Here is an 18,285-nt window from a genome sequence, read left to right on the forward strand (position 1 = left end):
AGAGGTAATGATTCAAACATCATTGCAATCAAGGTGGTACCGCGTGTGAACGTCCTTGACTGCAATGGTGTTTTTTGCTTTTTTAAGTGAAATTGCTAATTAATTATAAATTGAGAAAGTAGGAAATTGAGAGATGAAAGAATTAACAAGTAGTCAAGTCCGCCAAATGTTTTTGGACTTCTTTAAATCAAAAGGCCATAGTGTCGAACCAAGCGCTTCATTAGTGCCAGTTAACGATCCGACTTTATTGTGGATTAACTCTGGCGTAGCAACTTTGAAAAAATATTTTGATGGCTCAGTTGTGCCAGAGAATCCGCGGATTACTAACGCACAAAAATCTATTCGAACAAACGATATTGAAAACGTAGGGAAAACAGCTCGCCACCATACGATGTTTGAAATGTTAGGTAACTTTTCAATCGGTGATTACTTTAAAGAAGAAGCGATTGAATGGGCGTGGGAATTTTTAACCGCTGAAGAATGGATGGCTTTTGATCCTGAAAAACTATACGTTACGGTTTATCCTGAAGATACGGAAGCAAAACGTATTTGGAAAGAAGTCGTTGGTTTAACTGATGAACATATTGTTGACGTTGCTGATAACTTTTGGGATATTGGTGCGGGACCAAGTGGACCAGATTCAGAAATTTTTTACGATCGTGGGGAATCTTTCAACGATTTAGCAGAAGATGATCCTGAAAATTATCCTGGTGGCGAAAATGAACGCTATTTAGAAATTTGGAATTTAGTTTTCTCTGAATTTAATCATAAACCTGATAATACTTATGAACCACTTCCACATAAAAATATTGATACTGGCATGGGCTTAGAGCGGATGGTTTCAATTATTCAAAATGCACCAACGAATTTTGAAACAGATTTATTTATGCCGATTATTAAAGCGACTGAAAAAATTAGCGGCCAAGCCAGCTATGGTGATTCTGTGGCGATTGATACTTCATTTAAAGTAATTGCCGATCATATTCGGGCGTTAGCTTTCGCGATTGGCGATGGGGCTTTGCCTTCAAATGAAGGCCGCGGCTATGTATTGCGTCGTTTATTACGTCGGGCAGTCATGCATGGTAAAAAATTAGGCATTAATCAAGCTTTCCTATATCAATTAGTAGCGATTGTTGGGGATATTATGGAAAGTTATTATCCTGAAGTCAATGAAAAAAGAGAATTCATTGAAAAAGTTGTGCGGACAGAGGAAGAACGTTTCCACGAAACTATCAATGAAGGTTTAGCGATGTTAAATCAAGTGATTGAACAAGTAAAAGCTGCCAATGAAGATACTTTAAAAGGCGAAATAATCTTTAAATTATACGATACATTTGGTTTCCCAGTGGAATTAACCGAAGAAGTTGCCGAAGAATCTGGCTTGAAAGTCGACCATGCTGGTTTTGAAAAAGAAATGACTGCTCAAAGAGAAAGAGCACGGGCTGCTCGTAGTAACGAAATGTCAATGGGCACTCAATCAGCACTTTGGACTGACATTAAAGTTGAAAGTAAATACATTGGTTACAATCAATTAACTGCTGACAGTGAATTGTTAGTAGCTGTGCAGACAGAAGCAATTGTTGAAGAAGTGCTTAGTGGTCATGCGCAATTAATTTTTGCTGAAACACCTTTTTACGCTGAAATGGGTGGGCAAGTAGCCGATACCGGTACGATTGCTGATTTAGCTGGTAATCTGGTTGCGGAAGTTTTAAATGTGCAAAAAGCACCAAACGGTCAATATATGCACGAAGTAGAATTAGTAGCACCTTTAAAAGTTGGCGAAACTTATCAAATTACCGTTGACCAAGCTCGTCATAATAAAATTTTGAAAAATCATACAGCAACCCACTTGTTGCATAAAGCTTTGAAAGAAGTTTTAGGAGAGCACGCTAACCAAGCAGGCTCATTGGTTTCACCAGAGCATTTGCGTTTTGACTTTACGCATTTTGGTCAAATTACACCAGAAGAATTAGGTCGCATGGAACAAATCGTTAATGAAAAAATCTGGGAAGCAATTCCTGTTAACACGATTGAAACGGATATTGATACAGCTAAATCAATGGGAGCAATGGCACTTTTCGGTGAAAAATATGGTAAAGAAGTGCGAGTAGTGAACATTGGTGGTTGGTCTATCGAGCTTTGTGGGGGAACTCACGTAGCAAATACCGAAGATATCGGCATTTTCAAAATCATTTCTGAATCAGGTATTGGCGCAGGTGTTCGCCGAATTGAAGCTGTTACCGCCAAAGAAGCTTTTGAAGCTTACCATGAAGAAGAAAAAATGCTAAAAGATGTCGCTCAAGTTATTAAATCTCCACAATTAAAAGAAGTAGTGAATAAAACTGAGCAATTACAAGCACAATTAAAAGATTTACAAAAAGAAAATGAAAAACTAGCAGCTAAATTAGCTAACCAACAAGCTGGCGATATTTTCCAAAATATCCAAACAGCTAATGGTCATAGTTATATTGCAGCTGAAGTTAACGTGAAAGATATGAATCAATTACGTCAGTTAGCGGACCAATGGAAACAAAAAGCACTTTCAGACGTTTTAGTTTTAACAACAGCGCAAGAGGGCAAAGTTAGCTTATTAGCAGCAATGTCAGCGAGCGCCAACGAAAAAGGTTTAAAAGCTGGTGATTTAATCAAAGCAATCGCTCCTAAAGTTGGCGGTGGCGGTGGTGGTCGTCCAGATATGGCACAAGCCGGCGGTAAAAATCCAGCAGGCATTCCTGAAGCTTTAGCAGAAGTTGCTGCATGGTTGAATGAGAAATAGAAAATTTAAAAGACTGAGCACATTACTGTGCTTGGTCTTTTTTCTTAATATTAAAAGCATGTTTGCTGTAAATTTACAACGAACGTGATATAATAGAATCAAAGAAAATTTAATAGGATATAAGGAGTTGAGTATTATGGAAATGATTAAACCAAGTTCGATTTTAAGGGACTATAACAAAGTGATTGATGAAGTACAGGACGGCGAACCCATTGTTTTAACTAAAAACGGTGTAGGAAAAGTAGTTATGGTAAACATTGACGAATGGCAAAGGAAGCAAGCAGAAATGTGGTTGTTAACTGAGTTGAATCGTGCTGAACAAGATTTTGGTGAGGGAAAAGATATTGATGAATTTGCCAAAAAATATAAATTAGGTGAGTTCAGTGAATGAGTATAAGGTAAAAATAAGTAATACATTTGATAATGATATGAATAGAATTATGGTTTATCTTAAAGGTGGTAATTATTATCCAGAAACAGTTAAGCAAATTTTTGAAACAATTTATCAAGATTTAAAACGATTGAGAACGAGTCCCAAAATAGGTGGAAAGCTTAGTAGTAAAACTACTATTGATAATGATTACCGATATTTAGTATCTGGACAATATTTAATTTTTTATAAAATATTTGAAAATCAAAAATTAGTGCAAGTTTATCAAGTTTATCATGGAAAAGAAAACTATCTAGTAAAATTAAATTTAGTATAATGATTTTTTCGAGAGTAAATAATGCTTAACTTAGTAGTAGTGATGACAGGAGTGAAATATATTAGATGGTGAGAGAGTTTATAGATATGCAAACGGATGTAGTGAATTTTTTTGAAAGAGCAAATAACTCATTTTTAAAAGAGCAAAGTAAGTTTATATTAAGTGGAGTTTCTGAAAGATCATTATGTAGAGAATTAATGAAATGTTTATTGGTTGAAAAAGAAACTGAGTGGTTTAATAATTATATGGTACTGATTGAGTATTATTCAAAAGGTAAGATGGATAAAGAATATAAAGTATTTTTCTAGTTATATTTAAAAAAAGTAATAATCACTGAATGAAAAACGACTCATAATTGTTTATGACCCTATAATTTACTTGAAAAAGACTGAGCACATTATTGAGCTTGGTCTTTTTTCTATTCCACTAACCAACAAATCAAGCAACCATAATCAATTTATTAAGCAGTCTTTTGCTTAAATTTTAGGCTTTGCTAAATAATAAGAAATTGGTGAATTGGCTAGCTTTTTGCAAAAAATTACGACATAATGGTAAAACATTATCTTTTTGTAAAGTGTTTGAAAGGATTGAAGAAAATGTTTAATTTTTTCCTGAATAAACTGATTAAAGAGGGGAATTCTGCTGCTACAAATCGTAGTAAAGTCGGGATTTTAGCAGCTATTTTGGGATTAATCTCTAATGGGGTCTTATTTGCTAGTAAGCTGTTGATTGGTTTGCTGTCAGGGAGTGTTTCGATTATGGCGGATGCAATCAATAATTTATCTGATGCGGCATCTTCCATTTTAACTTTGGTGGGTTTTAAAGTAGCTAGCAAACCAGCGGATAAAGAGCATCCTTATGGTCATGAGCGCTTTGAATATATTAGCGGCTTAATCGTTTCTTTTTTAGTCACTTATGTAGGGATTCAATTTTTACAGAGTTCCATTAAAAAAATTATGCAACCAACGGCTTTAAATTTAACGCCGATTATTTTTATCGTATTGTTGCTTTCGGTATTAGTGAAATTTTGGCAAAGTCAGATGTATCGGCAATTAGGTAAATCCATTCGTTCTGGTAGCTTAAAAGCGGCAGCGCAAGATAGTTTAAATGATGTGATTACTACCGCTACAGTGTTAGTTTCAGCCGGAGTTGAATTGTTAACGGGCTGGCAGATTGATGGCTATATGGGGTTAGGGATTGCGATTTATATTTTGTACAGTGGTATCATGATGATTCGTGATTTTATCAATGAGTTAATGGGCAGTCGGCCAACACAAGAAGAAGTGGAAGCGATGGAAAATAAACTTTCTGCTTATACAACGATTTTAGGCTATCATGATTTATTGGTTCACAATTATGGACCTAATAAACGTTTTGCTTCCGTGCATATTGAAGTCAATGAAGAGTGGGATTTACATCACGCTCATGAAGTGATTGATAAAATTGAAAAAGAATTCAAAAAAGATTTACAGGTTGATTTAGTTTGTCATTTAGATCCCGTGCCGGTGAATGATGGAGAATTTATGGTGGTTTACCAACAAGTTTTAGCAATTGTTCATCAGTTGAATTTAGAATTGCGTCTGCACGATTTTCGCATAGAAAAAAGTCAAAACCCAATTTTATTGAGCTTTGACTTAGTGGTTCCTGCTAAATTTACTTTAAGTGATCAAGAAATTGAAGCAGCTATTCAGCGACAACTTCAACGAAAAATCGGCGAATATCAAATGCAAATCACTTTTGATCATAATTATTTATTGTGATTATTAGCTTTTAAAGCTTTTTGTAAACCTTGGCGGGCTAAATGGTCCGCTCCTTTATTTTCTTTTTCAGGTAGCCATTGAATCAATAGCAGTGGAAAATCATCAGCTAATCTATTAAATTCTGCTAAATAACCCTGAAAATCACGATTATTGGTGTGATTTTTCTCAATAGTTTGAGCTAAAACTTTACTATCGGTATAAATGAAAATCGTTTCTTCTTGAAAGACATGTTCTTTTAGATAGTTTAAAGCCGTAATCAACATTGCAAATTCTGCTTGATGATTGGTTAAAATAGCTAAAGGAAAGCTTTCTTGAATGTAGCGATTTTCGCCAGTAATCATTAAACCGCCACCGCTAGGGCCTGGATTTCCTTTGGTAGCAGCATCAATATAAACTTTTAACATATTTTTTCATCCTTTAAAATAGTAAGGTATAAAAAAGTGCAATCCAAAAATTTGGATTGCAACTTTACTTTCAACATTAATCAATGATCCGTACGTGAGCAGCTTGTAAGCCACGATTGCCTTCTTTAACCTCAAACTCCACTGGCTGACTATCAACCAAAGTTTTAAAGCCATCCACTTCAATAGCAGTAAAATGAACAAAAATCTCTTCTGTTTCATTGTAGGAAATAAAGCCGTAACCTTTTTTGGCATCAAACCATTTAACCGTTCCAGTTTTCAAAACGCTCACAACCTTTCCAAATTGGATAAGCAACTTCTCTGGCTTATTATACGGTAGACCAACAGCTACGTCAAATATAAAAAAAGGGCCAGCCGACAAAACAAGGAATTTCTGTGAACAGTTGTAAAAAATCGTAGATAATTGATGATTTTATTCAAGAAAACGATTATAATAATAAATAACTTAACGAAAAGAAAATATTAGTTAAAAATAGTTCGGGAATGGGGATTGTTATGCAAACAGATATCGAAATTTCACAAAACGCTAAAATTAAACCAATTAAAGAAATCGGGGAGAAAATTGGTTTATCTGAAGATCATTTAGAATTTTATGGTAAATATAAAGCAAAAATTGATTTTGATACCATTAAGAAAGCTGAAGCAAATCCGCAAGGTAAATTGGTATTGGTAACTTCGATTAATCCTACACCAGCTGGCGAAGGCAAATCAACTATCACGATCGGTTTAGGTGATGCCTTAAATGCAGCTGGCAAAAAAGCAGTGATTGCTTTACGGGAACCTTCATTAGGTCCTGTTATGGGGATTAAAGGTGGCGCCACTGGTGGTGGTTACGCCCAAGTTTTACCAATGGAAGATATTAATTTGCATTTTACTGGCGATATGCACGCCATTACTACTGCCAACAACGCGTTATCTGCGTTATTGGATAATCATATTCAACAAGGCAATGAATTAAATATTGATCCTCGCCGAGTGATTTGGAAACGGGTGGTTGATTTAAACGATCGCGCGTTACGTCATGTGGTGGTTGGCTTAGGTGGCCCGATTCAAGGGGTTCCTAGGGAAGATGGCTTTGATATTACCGTAGCCAGTGAAATTATGGCGGTACTATGTTTAGCAACTGATATTGAAAACTTAAAAACGCGTTTAGCAAATATTGTGGTGGCTTACACTTATAATCGCGAACCCGTAACGGTAGGGGATTTGGAGATTGAAGGAGCTTTAACTTTACTATTAAAAGATGCTATTAAACCGAATTTGGTTCAAACAATTTATGGCACACCTGCTTTTGTTCATGGTGGACCTTTTGCCAATATCGCTCATGGTTGTAATAGTATTTTAGCTACGAAAACAGCTCTAGGTTTAGGCGATTACACTGTAACAGAAGCTGGTTTCGGTGCTGATTTAGGTGCTGAAAAATTCTTAGATATCAAAGTACCAAATTTGAAAAAAGCGCCTGATGTAGTGGTTATTGTAGCAACTATTCGTGCTTTGAAAATGCATGGCGGCGTAGCCAAAGCTGATTTAAGTGGCGAAAATGTACCAGCTTTAATTGAAGGCTTTGCTAATTTGAAAAAACATATTGAAAATATGCAAAGTTATGGCTTACCAGTAGTGGTTGCGATCAATGAATTTGTTAGTGATACCCCTGAAGAATTAGCCGCTTTAACTGAACTTTGTGAAAAAGTCGGTGTACCAGTTGAAACAGCTAGCGTTTGGGAAAACGGCCCAGCTGGTGGACAAGCTTTAGCAGCAAAAGTAATTGAATTAGCTGAAAACACCGAAGCAGATTTCCACTCAATTTACAGTGGTGCTTCAAGTTTAGAAGAAAAAATTCAAACGGTTGTCAAACGGATTTATGGCGGTAACGGTGCTGTCTTTACACCAAAAGCTCAAAAACAATTGGAAACTTTCAGTCATTATGGCTGGGATCGTTTGCCAGTCTGTATGGCGAAAACGCAATATTCTTTATCTGATAATGCAACCGCCCTTGGCGCACCAGATAACTTTACCATTACTATTAGAGAATTAGTACCAAAAGTCGGTGCCGGCTTTGTGGTAGCTTTAACTGGTGATGTCATGACGATGCCAGGCTTACCGAAAAAACCAGCGGCTTTGAATATGGATGTGGACACTGACGGACAAGCGGTTGGATTGTTTTAGAAGATAGAATTGATACCATAGTAGAATGGAAATACTGCTATGGTATTTGTTTGCTTAAATATTGCAGTATGGCTTTTCAACACTTATAATAGAATGAAAAGTTTATCTAAAGGAATTGAGGTTTAATGGTGATGTACTTTGATGGAGAAAAGCCATATGAGGTGGATGAAAAAGAATTACTTTATCAAACTAAATTAGATTTATGGCAAACTGGTTTTGGACTTCAAGCTGTAGATGGATTAAAGCCTTCTGACTATATGTTACATCTAGCAAAAGAAAATATTGAAGGTAAAAAAAGTTATCAAGAAGTTGCAGCGGACATAACTAAATATCACGATTCAGAAAATATTAATCAGGCTACTAAAGAAGCTGATATTGTTTCTTTGCGAATTGCTGAGTTGTTATCAGAAGATTATTTTTTGTTAAAACCAAGTACTTTATTAGGAATCCATCGCCATCTTTTTACAGATGTTTTTGAAGAATATCCTGTTGGGCAATTTAGAGTCGTTAATATTACTAAAAATGAAGAAGTTCTGAATGGCGAAAGCGTGCAGTATGCTAGTCATTTTATGATTAGAGATACGTTGAATTTCGATTTTTCTGAAGAACAAGATTTTAGTTTTGAAGGACTTTCACAAGTAGCCGTTGCAAAACATATTATGGATTTTATTTCAAACATTTGGCAAGTGCACCCTTTTAGAGAAGGAAATACTCGCACTATTGCAGTTTTTGCAATTAAATATTTTAAATCACTTGGTTTTGATATAGATAATGAGCCTTTTAAAAAACATTCACAGTATTTTCGGGATGCATTAGTTCTTGCTAATGCAACTGGAAAGCTGAAAACACAAACTTATTTAGCTAAATTTACCGAGAATGTTTTATTAGCTGGTGAAAATATTTTAGAACGAAGTGAAATGTTGTCACGTTTAAATAAAACGGCAGAATAATTTAGAAACTACGAAAGAAAATTAATGGCTCTTTGTCAACTGGTGTTGGTGAAAAAATCCAATAGAATAATTTGATTTATACAGTCAAGCAACGTTTTTTGCTTGACTGTTTTTTGTATGTTATGAAAATAGGTGTTAGTGACTTTTTTCGTCACCGATGAACCTGTTTTCAAAATCAGAAACTATTGATTACTAAAAATGAAAATATTTTTTTCAAAAATAGGGTGACATTTTGCTGGAAAAAATGCGTTTATAAGGTAGAAGAGAAAAACAATTATAAAAATTAACACTTTCATAATTAGTGCCTTAACAAAATTACAAAAAAGGTAGTTGCCGTTTTAAAATGTATATGCTATTATGATTCCAAGAGATGTTTTTTAGTAATTTTAGAAAGGCACGGTGATTGGTTTGAAGTTGTCAAATTTTGTGGATTTTAACAGTGGGACGCCACAGTTTAGAATACAAGAAGCAATCCAAAACGATGCGCCAAGTTATAAATTCTATAGCCAAGATGATTTAGAAAATGATTTGTATGCTGAATTTTCTAATTCACAACAAGAGAAACAAGTTAAAACTTTTGATAAAGTTAGTTTACTGAATGTTGGTGACGTTGTTTTTAGTTTAATTTCTGGAAAAGCCACAATTGTCAGTGAAGGTAATGCGGGAAAGCTCTATACCCAAAACTATGTTTTACTTAATAAGTTTAAAGAAATTCTTCCGCAATATTTAGTATATTTCATAAATGAAGATATATCCATAAAAAGACAGTTTCAAACTGGCATGCAGGGTTCGATAACTATGAAATACACAGTAAAGCAATTGAGAGAACTAAAAATTACTCATTTGCCGAATAAAACGGAACAAAAAATTATCGGGGACATCTATTTTAAACAATTAAAATTAGAAATGTTAAAAAAACGAGTTGCTAAAAACGAAACACTAATACGGTTAAAACAACTACAGGAGGTAGGAAATAAATGAGAGAAGTACAAGGTGAGTTGGCATTTGAAATTGAATTAGTTGAATATCTAGGTAATATTGCGGGAACTAAACAGTGGCAATACGAAAAAGAGATAAAAACAACGGAAGCGCTTTGGAATAATTTCAAAATTATTTTGGAGCAACATAACCAAAATACCCTTGATCATCCATTAAGCGCTGTTGAGTTTGCCCAAGTGAAAAAAATTATTTCTGATTTAAAAACACCTTACGAAGCGGGACAATTTTTATATGGCTTAAATGGCGTTTCACAAATTGAAATAGATTTAGATGATGGCCGCCATGTTTTCTTAACGGTTTTTGATCAAAAGCAGATTGGCGCTGGTGATACGATTTATCAAGTGGTTAATCAAATTAATCGTCCAGCAGTCATAACTGGTAAGCAAAATCGTATTTTTGACACGACTTTACTTATTAATGGTTTACCAATTATTCAAATTGAAGAAAAGCGGGAAACCCATGATATCAATGAAGCTTTAAATCAAATGCATCAATATATTGACGAAAATCAATATCGCGATATCTTTTCTACCTTACAAATATTAGTGGCGCTAACGCCTACTAATGTAAAATATATGGCAAATACGACTAGTGATAAGTTTAATAAAGACTTTGCCTTTAATTGGCAGCGTAAAGAAGATAACTCGATTGTGCGGAATTGGAAAGAATTTGCTGATTCAATGTTAAGTATCCCTATGGCGCATCAAATGGCAACGAATTACATGATATTAGATGGCACTAAGAATAAGCAAATGCTGAAAGCGATGCGTCCTTATCAAGTATATGCTACGCAAAATGTCATTGATAACTTGAAAAATGTTGAGTTTGACTTAGGGATGAATAAAGTCGGCTATATATGGCACACGACTGGTTCTGGTAAAACAATTACTAGTTTTAAAACGGCTTGGTTAGCAAGTCGCATGCCGAAAGTTGACAAAGTTGTCTTTGTAGTTGACCGAATTGCTTTAACAAGACAAACCAACGAAAACTATCAAGCTTATGATCCTGATGGTGATGTGGGTGAGTCAGGTAGAACTGGAAGTGTTGAGGGAACGAACAGCACAACAGAACTTAGTAGAAAATTAAAGAGTAAAGACAATGGAATTATCGTGACTTCTGTGCAAAAATTAGGGACTTTAGTTAACCGCAAATCCTTCCAAGCTCCTGATAAAAATATTGTCTTTATCGTCGATGAAGCTCATCGTTCAACTGGTGGCGATAATTTCGCTGCTATTCAGAAAGCTTTCAGGCGTTCGGCATGGGTTGGTTATAGTGGAACACCGATGTTTGATGAAACGACTAATGGTTTACGAACAGAAGATATCTTCGGGCCGTTACTACATGCTTATACGATTCGGGAAGCAATCGCGGATAGAAATGTTTTAGGCTTTAAGGTTGATTTTGAAACGACTATTGATGAAAAACAAGTAAAAGCAGAATATTTACCAGCTTTTTATCGTAATAAATATCCAAATTGGACAGAGGAAAAAATTCAAGAGAAAATTACCAACTTAACGCCTGAAGATATGGATGATACCATTGAGCCTAGTTTCTACGATGAAAATCCTGACCATGTAAAATTAGTTGTAGAAGATATCTTCAAAAATTGGCGTAATCGTTCAAATGAAGGGAAATATAATGCTTTATTTACAACCCATGTAGGTGGTGGCAAAGCAAGTACCCCAATGGCGATGATGTATTTCAGAGAATTCCAACGAGTGAATGAAGAAAATAAGCAAAACGGTGGGCAAATTCTAAAAGTTGCTATTACCTTTAGTCAAAATACTTCAAATAGCGATACTATGTTGGAAACAAATAAAGGCTTGTTCGATGCGATTTCTGCTTATAATAATGAATTTGGAACAAGCTTTGATATGTCAGATGTTTCAGGTTATACCCAAGATGTAACGAGCCGTTTAAATAAAACTGCTAGTGATAAAAACTTTTTAGATTTGGTAATCGTGGTAGATCAATTATTAACGGGCTTTGATGCTCCGGAAATGAACACTTTATATGTTGATCGTACTTTAAAAGGTGCTGGACTGATTCAAGCATACTCTCGTACCAACCGAATTGCGGATATGTTGGAAAAACCTTGGGGGAGAGTCGTTAATTATCGTTGGCCAGCTTACAATGAAAAATTAATGAACAAGGCGTTAGCTGTTTATGCTAATAAGGATTCAGCTGTGCTAAGTGACGAAGAGCGTAAGTTACAAAATGAAACAGACGGCGTAATTGCGCAACCATTTGAGAAAGTTTTTAATGAAGTTAAAGAAGTTGTTGAAAAATTAGAAGATTTAACTGATGAATTTCAAGCTTTACCACCAAGTGAAAAGAAAAAAGATGATATGCTGGAACTTTTAAAGAAATACAATAGTGGTATGGCAAAATTAAAACAATACGATCCAGCTGAAGTTGAAGGGGAGCAAGTTGGTTTTGACTATGATAACCCTGATGAATTAGTAGAAAAATTAGGCATGACTGGTGAGCAAGAAACCATGTTAACAACTGTTTTAACCAATGAATTAAAACAACATTTGGCAAAAAAACAAAATGTACCCGTTTATCAAATTGAACTAAGAATGACCCATGTTAAAGATGTTAAAATTGATTATGATTACTTAACTGAACTAGTAGAGCAACTGTTAAATCAAGTTCACGAGAAGAAAATGGCAGAAGCCAAAGAAACACAAGAAAAAATCAATCAATTTGCCAATGGTTTGGAGGATCATACTTATGGCGAAAAAATCAAAAATGCTGCAGTGGCAATCGTCAAGGGCTTATATCCACCAGAAGGTTCTGATTTCAAATATCCTGCAAAATTGAGCAGTAGTGAATTAGTAATTCAAGAAGCTAATACTGTTAATTTAGACTTCCATTTACAAGGATTTCGCATTAAATGGGGGATTATTGATATTATCACTAGTAAAGGAATGCGTGAGCTATTTGGTCGTCATCGCTATGGGTTACAAGATCTTGATGACCAAGGGCAAATTCGTGAGATTATTGCTGAAGCGAGTGTTAACTATAAAACATTAGCCCTTGATGCAGAAGTTAAGGCGATGTCAAAAATTAAATATCGTAATAATTTAAGAGATGCAATCTATGAATTAGCTGATACGTTAGCTGAAAATTAATGCCGAAAAATTAAGGAGGACAACATGAGTGAAAATAAAAAAGGTATACCTAAATTAAGGTATCCAGAATTTACAGATGAATGGGAACAGCGAAAGTTTAATGATTTTGTAATCAGATTAAGTAAAACTTCAAATTCTAACCAACTACCTAAAGTTGAATTCGAAGATATCATAGCCGGTGAAGGTCGATTGAATAAAGATGTACAGAATAAATTTGATAACAGAAAAGGAACATTGTTCTATCCTGAAAACATTTTATACGGTAAATTACGTCCCTATTTAAAGAATTGGCTATTTCCTGATTTTGAAGGTATAGCGTTAGGTGATTTTTGGGTTTTTGAAAGCTCTGAAGCTAATCCAAGTTTTATCTATAGTTTGATTCAATCCGATAGTTATCAAAAAGTAGCCAATGATACAGCTGGAACAAAAATGCCAAGATCAGATTGGAAAAAAGTTTCAAATACTCTTTTTGCAATACCTAAAAATATAGAAGAACAACAAAAAATCGGAAACTTTTTCAAAGAGTTAGATAATTTAATCACCCTTCATCAGCGTAAGTTAGATCACTTAAAAAATGAAAAAAATGGTCTACTTCAAAAGATGTTTCCGAAAAATGGCGAGAGTTTTCCAGTGCTTCGTTTTCCAGAATTTACTGACGCTTGGGAACAGCGGAAGGTTAAAACTTATGGAAATGATTACTATGGTGGCGGAACTCCAAAAACAACTGAAGAGAGTTATTGGGATGGAACTTTACCCTGGATTCAGTCATCTGATTTATCTGAACATGTTTTAACTGTCAATACGCCAAAGAAAAGTATTACAGAAATTGGGGTAGCAAATTCTGCTGCAAAAAAAATCCCTGCAAATTCGATTTCTATTGTGACTCGTGTAGGTGTTGGTAAACTAGCTTTTATGCCTTACGAATTCGCTACAAGCCAAGACTTTATTTCTATAAGTGATTTGAATGTAAATTCATTATTTGGGATTTACTCATTATATAGACTTTTACAAAAGCAAAAAAATGCTGTTCAAGGAACCTCCATTAAAGGGATTACAAGAGATAGCCTTTTTTCAATGAGTTTGTCGGTGCCGAATTTTATTGATGAACAACAAAAAATCGGTAACTTTTTCAAAGAATTCGATAAACTAATCACCCTTCATCAGCGTAAGCTGGATAATTTGAAATTACAGAAAAAAGCACTTTTACAACAGATGTTTGTATAAATTTAAAGGAAAAAAGGAGCAAATAATCATGGCAGATCAGACAATTCAGTCTATAACTAGTAAACTTTGGGCAATGGCGAACGAATTACGAGGAAATATGGATGCAGGAGAGTTTAAAAATTATATCTTAGCATTTATGTTCTATCGTTATTTATCGGAGAACCAAGAAGCCTATTTAACATCAAATAACGTTATTGATTTAGTAGAGGGACAAAGCGTGAATGACGCTTATTTAGAACAAGTCACTGAAGAGGACTTAGCAGACTATTTAGATGATATTTCTTCAAGTTTAGGCTATGCAATTCAGCCACAAGATACTTGGGTTTCATTAACTGAAAAAATTGATAATTCAGTGATTGTCCCTAGTGATTATCAAACAATTTTTGATAATTTCAATAAAAATGCCGAACTTAATGAAGAAGCAACTAAGGATTTCCGTGGGGTATTTAATGATATTAATTTAGGGGATTCTCGTTTAGGTGCTTCAACTACCGCAAGAGCTAAAGCTTTGAATAATATTGTGAAATTAGTGGATAGTATCGAATATAAAGGGGAAGATGGCAAAGATATTTTAGGTGAAATTTACGAATATCTAATTGGCCAATTTGCAGCCAGTGCTGGTAAAAAGGGCGGTGAATTCTACACGCCACATCAAGTAAGTAAAATTTTAGCAAAATTAGTTACCAATGGTTTAACAGAATCTGATGAAACTTTTACGCTATATGATCCAACGATGGGATCTGGTTCATTACTTTTAACCGTAGCGCAAGAATTGCCAGGAGGCAAGCGTGCGGGAGCGATTAAATTCTTCGGACAAGAATTAAATACAACAACCTATAACTTGGCGCGCATGAACTTAATGATGCACGATGTTTCTTTTAACAATATGACGTTGAATAATGCGGATACTTTAGAAAGTGATTGGCCTGATGGACCAGATGCAAATGGTAACGATCACCCTAGAAGCTTTGATGCAGTAGTAGCAAATCCTCCTTATTCTGCTAAATGGGACAATGCTGAAAGCAAATTAAAAGATCCTCGCTTTAAAGATTATGGCAAACTAGCACCTGCTTCAAAAGCAGATTATGCTTTTATTTTGCATAGTTTATATCATTTAAATAACAATGGTAATATGGCAATCGTTTTACCTCACGGCGTGCTATTCCGTGGCGCTGCTGAAGGTAAGATTCGTGAGACATTAATTCAAAATAACTATCTTGATACCGTAATTGGTTTGCCAGCAAATTTATTTTACGGGACAAGTATCCCAACTACTATCTTAGTCTTTAAAAAGCCAGGTAGCCGAAAAACTAAAGATATTTTATTTATTGATGCTAGTAAAGATTTTGAAAAAGGCAAAAATCAAAATAATTTATCAGAAGAACATATTGATAAAATTATTGAAACCTTTGAAAAACGTCAAGATGTTGATAAGTATGCCCATGTAGCTAGCTTAGAAGAGATTAAAGAAAATGATTATAACTTAAATATCCCTAGATATGTTGACACTTTCGAAGAGGAAGAGCCAATTGACTTGGTAGAAGTATGCAAACAACTTGAAACAGACAACGCTGAAATTGCTAAATTAGAAGCGGAAATTAATGAACAGTTGAAGATTTTAGGAGTTGAAATATAGGATACTGACGCTTGGGAACAGCGGAAGTTTGCTGATATCTTAAAAGTACATTCATTTAGAACGTATTTAGCTGAACCAACTGAAGATGGAAAATATCAAGTAATTCAACAAGGAAATGATCCTGTAGTTGGTTTTTCAAATGGATATCCATTTCAAGACTATAAGGCTGTTTCATTATTTGGAGATCATACTGTTTCATTATATAAACCAACAGAACCGTTTTTTGTTGCTACTGATGGAGTGAAGATTTTGAGTGCTAAAAATTTTGATGGTTTGTATTTGTATTCAACTTTAGAGCGCTATAAACCTGAATCAGAAGGATATAAACGACATTTTACAATTTTGAAAAATCAAAGTATCTGGTTTACTACTTGCAATAAAGAACAACAAAAAATCGGGAACTTTTTCAAAGAGTTAGATGAGCTAATCACCCTTCATCAGCGTAAGTCAAAAAATGAAATTTTCTTCAATTTATTCTATTATTTAGGTATAGAATGGAGGAATTTATCAAAATGACGACGAAAATTACTAGTGAAATGTTATTTAATGACTATTTTTTAGAATGGGTGAACATTTATAAGAAAGGTGCGGTTCGAGAAATTACTTTACAGAAGTATTTGCTTAACCATAAACACATTTTAATTTTAGTTCCTAACTTGAAATTGAAAGATTTAGACCGTTCAGCTTATCAAAATCTTTTAAACGATTATGCTAAGACTCATGAACGTCAGACGGTGATTGATTTTCATCATCAAATAAAAGGTGCAATTCTTGATGCTGTTGATGAAGGCCTAATTTACCGTGATCCAACACGTAAAGCAATTTTCAAAGGGAAAACACCGCGCTATAAGAAGCCAAAGTATTTGAATCAATTTGAATTGCATTCTTTGTTAAACGATTTGAATTTGGTAGATGAACTTAACTGGGATTGGTTGATATTGCTTATTGCTAAAACTGGAATGCGCTTTTCAGAAGCTTTGGGACTTACGCCCGACGATTTTGATTTTGTAAGACAAACGATTTCAGTCAATAAAACATGGGATTATAAGCTAAATACAGGCTTTCAAGGAACCAAGAATCGTTCGTCAAATCGTAAAGTTCAGATTGACTGGCAAACAGCGATGCAATTTTCTCAATTGGTGAAGGATATTCCGAACGATAAGCCAATTTTTGTAGATGGCTATGTCTGCAATTCCACACCAAATAAGTGGTTGGAACGCCATTGTAAGAAATTAGGTTTGCCAATTATTTCAATTCATGGCTTACGCCATACTCACGCTTCTTTGCTAATGTTTGCTGGTGTTTCTATCGCAAGTGTGTCGAGAAGGTTAGGCCATTCATCAATTACAACAACCCAGCGCGTGTATGTTCATTTGATTCAAGAATTGGAAAATCAAGATAATGATTTGGTGATGCGGTATTTGGCGGGGTTGAGTTAGTGGTTAGGTTATTATGTTTTATGTGTATGTATTGATGTATATCAATCATGCATTATAGATTAAGTATTAAAGAATTTAAAAGATAAGGAGTTAATTAATGGTAGAAAAATTAAATGTTGCAAAGGTGTTATTAGATTTAAATGAATTGGAAAAATCGGGAAATTATGAAGAAAACATTCAAATTTTTTTGATAAAAGTAACTAAAACAAAGAGTGATATTTATAAACAAGAAGCAGATGATCAAACAAAAAGAATTTTGTTTGATGCAGTTATTGAAAGTATTAGTCAAAGTAGATTTAAAAAGCGTGAAATAATAGACTATGATCCAGTAGTCTCTAAGAAGAACACTCATGAGCTTGTGAATGTAGCAGAATACCCCAATATCGAAGAAATGTTGAAAAAGTTTAATGATGAAGAATATTTGACAAGCACATCTGGGTTGAAAGAAAACCAATTTCATCTGTATTTGATTAAAATATTGGTTGGTGATACAAATTATAAGTTTATTGGTAGTTTCTCTAGTGTTCTGAAGCTCAAGAAAAAATTTATTTTTGGTAATTTTAACAATACTAAAATTGATTTAACAAGTAATAGTAATGTGTTTGGTTTTAACAAGAAAATTGAATTGCTTATTGATAATGATGAACAGATTTTGATTAATCAAGCTGATGCTAAATTTGAATCCCTTTTTAAGATGAACTCATTATTTTCATCCAAAGCAGAGAAGATTCTTAAAGAAAATAGCTTAATTAAGCAAGTGTTTAATGATACTACTCGAAAAAAATTGATTGAAAAAGTTAGCAATGGTAAACGAATGGCTACAAGACTTATTAAAATAACTTCTGATTCAAAAAGATTTGAACAGACAATTAGCAATATTTCAAGAATTACTGTTATTCTCGATGATAAAAGCCATAAATTTCATCATCAGGTTAAAGATGTAATGTACGATAATGGTGAACTTTCAGTTCCAGATGGGGAAGAACTTCAATTGTTAAATGCAATTTCAGATGCATTTTATCAAGCTATTATTTCCGAAACTGAAAATGTTGATGAGACAAGGATGTAA

Annotated in this window: 16 protein-coding genes; 14 read left to right on the forward strand and 2 right to left on the reverse strand. The window is 34.3% G+C overall.

Going from position 1 to position 18,285, the window contains the following annotated elements; all coding sequences use genetic code 11:
- Nucleotides 1-133 precede the first annotated feature (133 nt).
- From alaS to M2139_RS05145, 5 genes are all read left to right on the forward strand, one after another.
- Nucleotides 134-2,776 carry an alanine--tRNA ligase gene (gene alaS, locus M2139_RS05125; RefSeq protein ID WP_280737743.1) on the forward strand — a complete coding sequence of 881 codons (2,643 nt, stop codon included), beginning with the start codon at nucleotides 134-136 and terminating at the stop codon, nucleotides 2,774-2,776.
- Nucleotides 2,777-2,912: 136 nt separating this feature from the next.
- Nucleotides 2,913-3,167 carry a type II toxin-antitoxin system prevent-host-death family antitoxin gene (locus M2139_RS05130; protein WP_280737744.1) on the forward strand — a complete coding sequence of 85 codons (255 nt, stop codon included), beginning with the start codon at nucleotides 2,913-2,915 and terminating at the stop codon, nucleotides 3,165-3,167.
- Complete coding sequence (locus M2139_RS05135; RefSeq protein WP_280737745.1) at nucleotides 3,160-3,483, forward strand: type II toxin-antitoxin system RelE/ParE family toxin; 324 nt, start codon at nucleotides 3,160-3,162, stop codon at nucleotides 3,481-3,483. Before M2139_RS05130 ends, M2139_RS05135 begins: the two co-directional genes overlap by 8 nt.
- 65 nt (nucleotides 3,484-3,548) lie before the next feature.
- Nucleotides 3,549-3,791, forward strand: coding sequence for a hypothetical protein (locus M2139_RS05140; RefSeq protein ID WP_280737746.1), 243 nt, complete (start codon nucleotides 3,549-3,551; stop codon nucleotides 3,789-3,791).
- Between the two features lie 288 nt (nucleotides 3,792-4,079).
- A complete protein-coding gene (locus M2139_RS05145) occupies nucleotides 4,080-5,243 on the forward strand; it encodes a cation diffusion facilitator family transporter (RefSeq protein WP_280737747.1) in 1,164 nt (387 codons plus the stop codon).
- On the opposite strand, the gene M2139_RS05150 is transcribed toward M2139_RS05145, so the two are convergent.
- Nucleotides 5,231-5,647 (reverse strand): ribonuclease HI family protein, encoded by a 417-nt coding sequence (locus M2139_RS05150; protein ID WP_280737748.1) that lies wholly within the window; start codon nucleotides 5,645-5,647, stop codon nucleotides 5,231-5,233. The two genes, M2139_RS05145 and M2139_RS05150, sit on opposite strands and share 13 nt — an antisense overlap.
- 76 nt (nucleotides 5,648-5,723) lie before the next feature.
- Nucleotides 5,724-5,927: a cold-shock protein gene (locus M2139_RS05155; RefSeq protein WP_280737749.1), complete on the reverse strand. Its 204-nt coding sequence runs from the start codon at nucleotides 5,925-5,927 to the stop codon at nucleotides 5,724-5,726.
- A 233-nt stretch (nucleotides 5,928-6,160) separates the two neighbouring features.
- Between M2139_RS05155 and M2139_RS05160 the strand changes: the two genes are divergently transcribed.
- From M2139_RS05160 to M2139_RS05200, 9 genes are all read left to right on the forward strand, one after another.
- Nucleotides 6,161-7,831 (forward strand): formate--tetrahydrofolate ligase, encoded by a 1,671-nt coding sequence (locus tag M2139_RS05160; protein WP_280737750.1) that lies wholly within the window; start codon nucleotides 6,161-6,163, stop codon nucleotides 7,829-7,831.
- Nucleotides 7,832-7,962: 131 nt separating this feature from the next.
- Nucleotides 7,963-8,781, forward strand: coding sequence for a Fic family protein (locus M2139_RS05165; RefSeq protein WP_280739532.1), 819 nt, complete (start codon nucleotides 7,963-7,965; stop codon nucleotides 8,779-8,781).
- A 399-nt stretch (nucleotides 8,782-9,180) separates the two neighbouring features.
- Nucleotides 9,181-9,762: a restriction endonuclease subunit S gene (locus tag M2139_RS05170; RefSeq protein ID WP_280737752.1), complete on the forward strand. Its 582-nt coding sequence runs from the start codon at nucleotides 9,181-9,183 to the stop codon at nucleotides 9,760-9,762.
- Nucleotides 9,759-12,917 (forward strand): HsdR family type I site-specific deoxyribonuclease, encoded by a 3,159-nt coding sequence (locus tag M2139_RS05175; RefSeq protein ID WP_280737753.1) that lies wholly within the window; start codon nucleotides 9,759-9,761, stop codon nucleotides 12,915-12,917. The genes M2139_RS05170 and M2139_RS05175 overlap by 4 nt, the downstream gene beginning before the upstream one ends.
- A gap of 24 nt (nucleotides 12,918-12,941) precedes the next feature.
- Entirely contained in the window at nucleotides 12,942-14,141 is a 1,200-nt protein-coding gene (locus M2139_RS05180) for a restriction endonuclease subunit S (protein WP_280739533.1), read from the forward strand.
- 28 nt (nucleotides 14,142-14,169) lie between these two features.
- The gene (locus M2139_RS05185; protein WP_280737755.1) at nucleotides 14,170-15,777 is read left to right on the forward strand and encodes a type I restriction-modification system subunit M; all 1,608 of its coding nucleotides are present in this window, start codon (nucleotides 14,170-14,172) and stop codon (nucleotides 15,775-15,777) included.
- Between the two features lie 36 nt (nucleotides 15,778-15,813).
- The gene (locus M2139_RS05190; RefSeq protein WP_280737821.1) at nucleotides 15,814-16,293 is read left to right on the forward strand and encodes a restriction endonuclease subunit S; all 480 of its coding nucleotides are present in this window, start codon (nucleotides 15,814-15,816) and stop codon (nucleotides 16,291-16,293) included.
- Nucleotides 16,290-17,216: a site-specific integrase gene (locus M2139_RS05195; RefSeq protein WP_280737756.1), complete on the forward strand. Its 927-nt coding sequence runs from the start codon at nucleotides 16,290-16,292 to the stop codon at nucleotides 17,214-17,216. The genes M2139_RS05190 and M2139_RS05195 overlap by 4 nt, the downstream gene beginning before the upstream one ends.
- A gap of 97 nt (nucleotides 17,217-17,313) precedes the next feature.
- Entirely contained in the window at nucleotides 17,314-18,285 is a 972-nt protein-coding gene (locus tag M2139_RS05200; protein ID WP_280737757.1) for a hypothetical protein, read from the forward strand.

The sequence above is a fragment of the Enterococcus sp. PF1-24 genome, assembly GCF_029893325.1.
Lineage (GTDB): Bacteria > Bacillota > Bacilli > Lactobacillales > Enterococcaceae > HY326.

Coding starts and splice junctions, on each gene's coding strand:
- M2139_RS05185 (WP_280737755.1), top strand. CDS start 14,170: ATGGCAGATCAGACAATTCAGTCTATAACTAGTAAACTTTGGGCAATG.
- M2139_RS05180 (WP_280739533.1), top strand. CDS start 12,942: ATGAGTGAAAATAAAAAAGGTATACCTAAATTAAGGTATCCAGAATTT.
- M2139_RS05140 (WP_280737746.1), top strand. CDS start 3,549: ATGGTGAGAGAGTTTATAGATATGCAAACGGATGTAGTGAATTTTTTT.
- M2139_RS05150 (WP_280737748.1), bottom strand. CDS start 5,647: ATGTTAAAAGTTTATATTGATGCTGCTACCAAAGGAAATCCAGGCCCT.
- M2139_RS05175 (WP_280737753.1), top strand. CDS start 9,759: ATGAGAGAAGTACAAGGTGAGTTGGCATTTGAAATTGAATTAGTTGAA.
- alaS (WP_280737743.1), top strand. CDS start 134: ATGAAAGAATTAACAAGTAGTCAAGTCCGCCAAATGTTTTTGGACTTC.
- M2139_RS05195 (WP_280737756.1), top strand. CDS start 16,290: ATGACGACGAAAATTACTAGTGAAATGTTATTTAATGACTATTTTTTA.
- M2139_RS05130 (WP_280737744.1), top strand. CDS start 2,913: ATGGAAATGATTAAACCAAGTTCGATTTTAAGGGACTATAACAAAGTG.
- M2139_RS05145 (WP_280737747.1), top strand. CDS start 4,080: ATGTTTAATTTTTTCCTGAATAAACTGATTAAAGAGGGGAATTCTGCT.
- M2139_RS05165 (WP_280739532.1), top strand. CDS start 7,963: ATGTACTTTGATGGAGAAAAGCCATATGAGGTGGATGAAAAAGAATTA.
- M2139_RS05200 (WP_280737757.1), top strand. CDS start 17,314: ATGGTAGAAAAATTAAATGTTGCAAAGGTGTTATTAGATTTAAATGAA.
- M2139_RS05160 (WP_280737750.1), top strand. CDS start 6,161: ATGCAAACAGATATCGAAATTTCACAAAACGCTAAAATTAAACCAATT.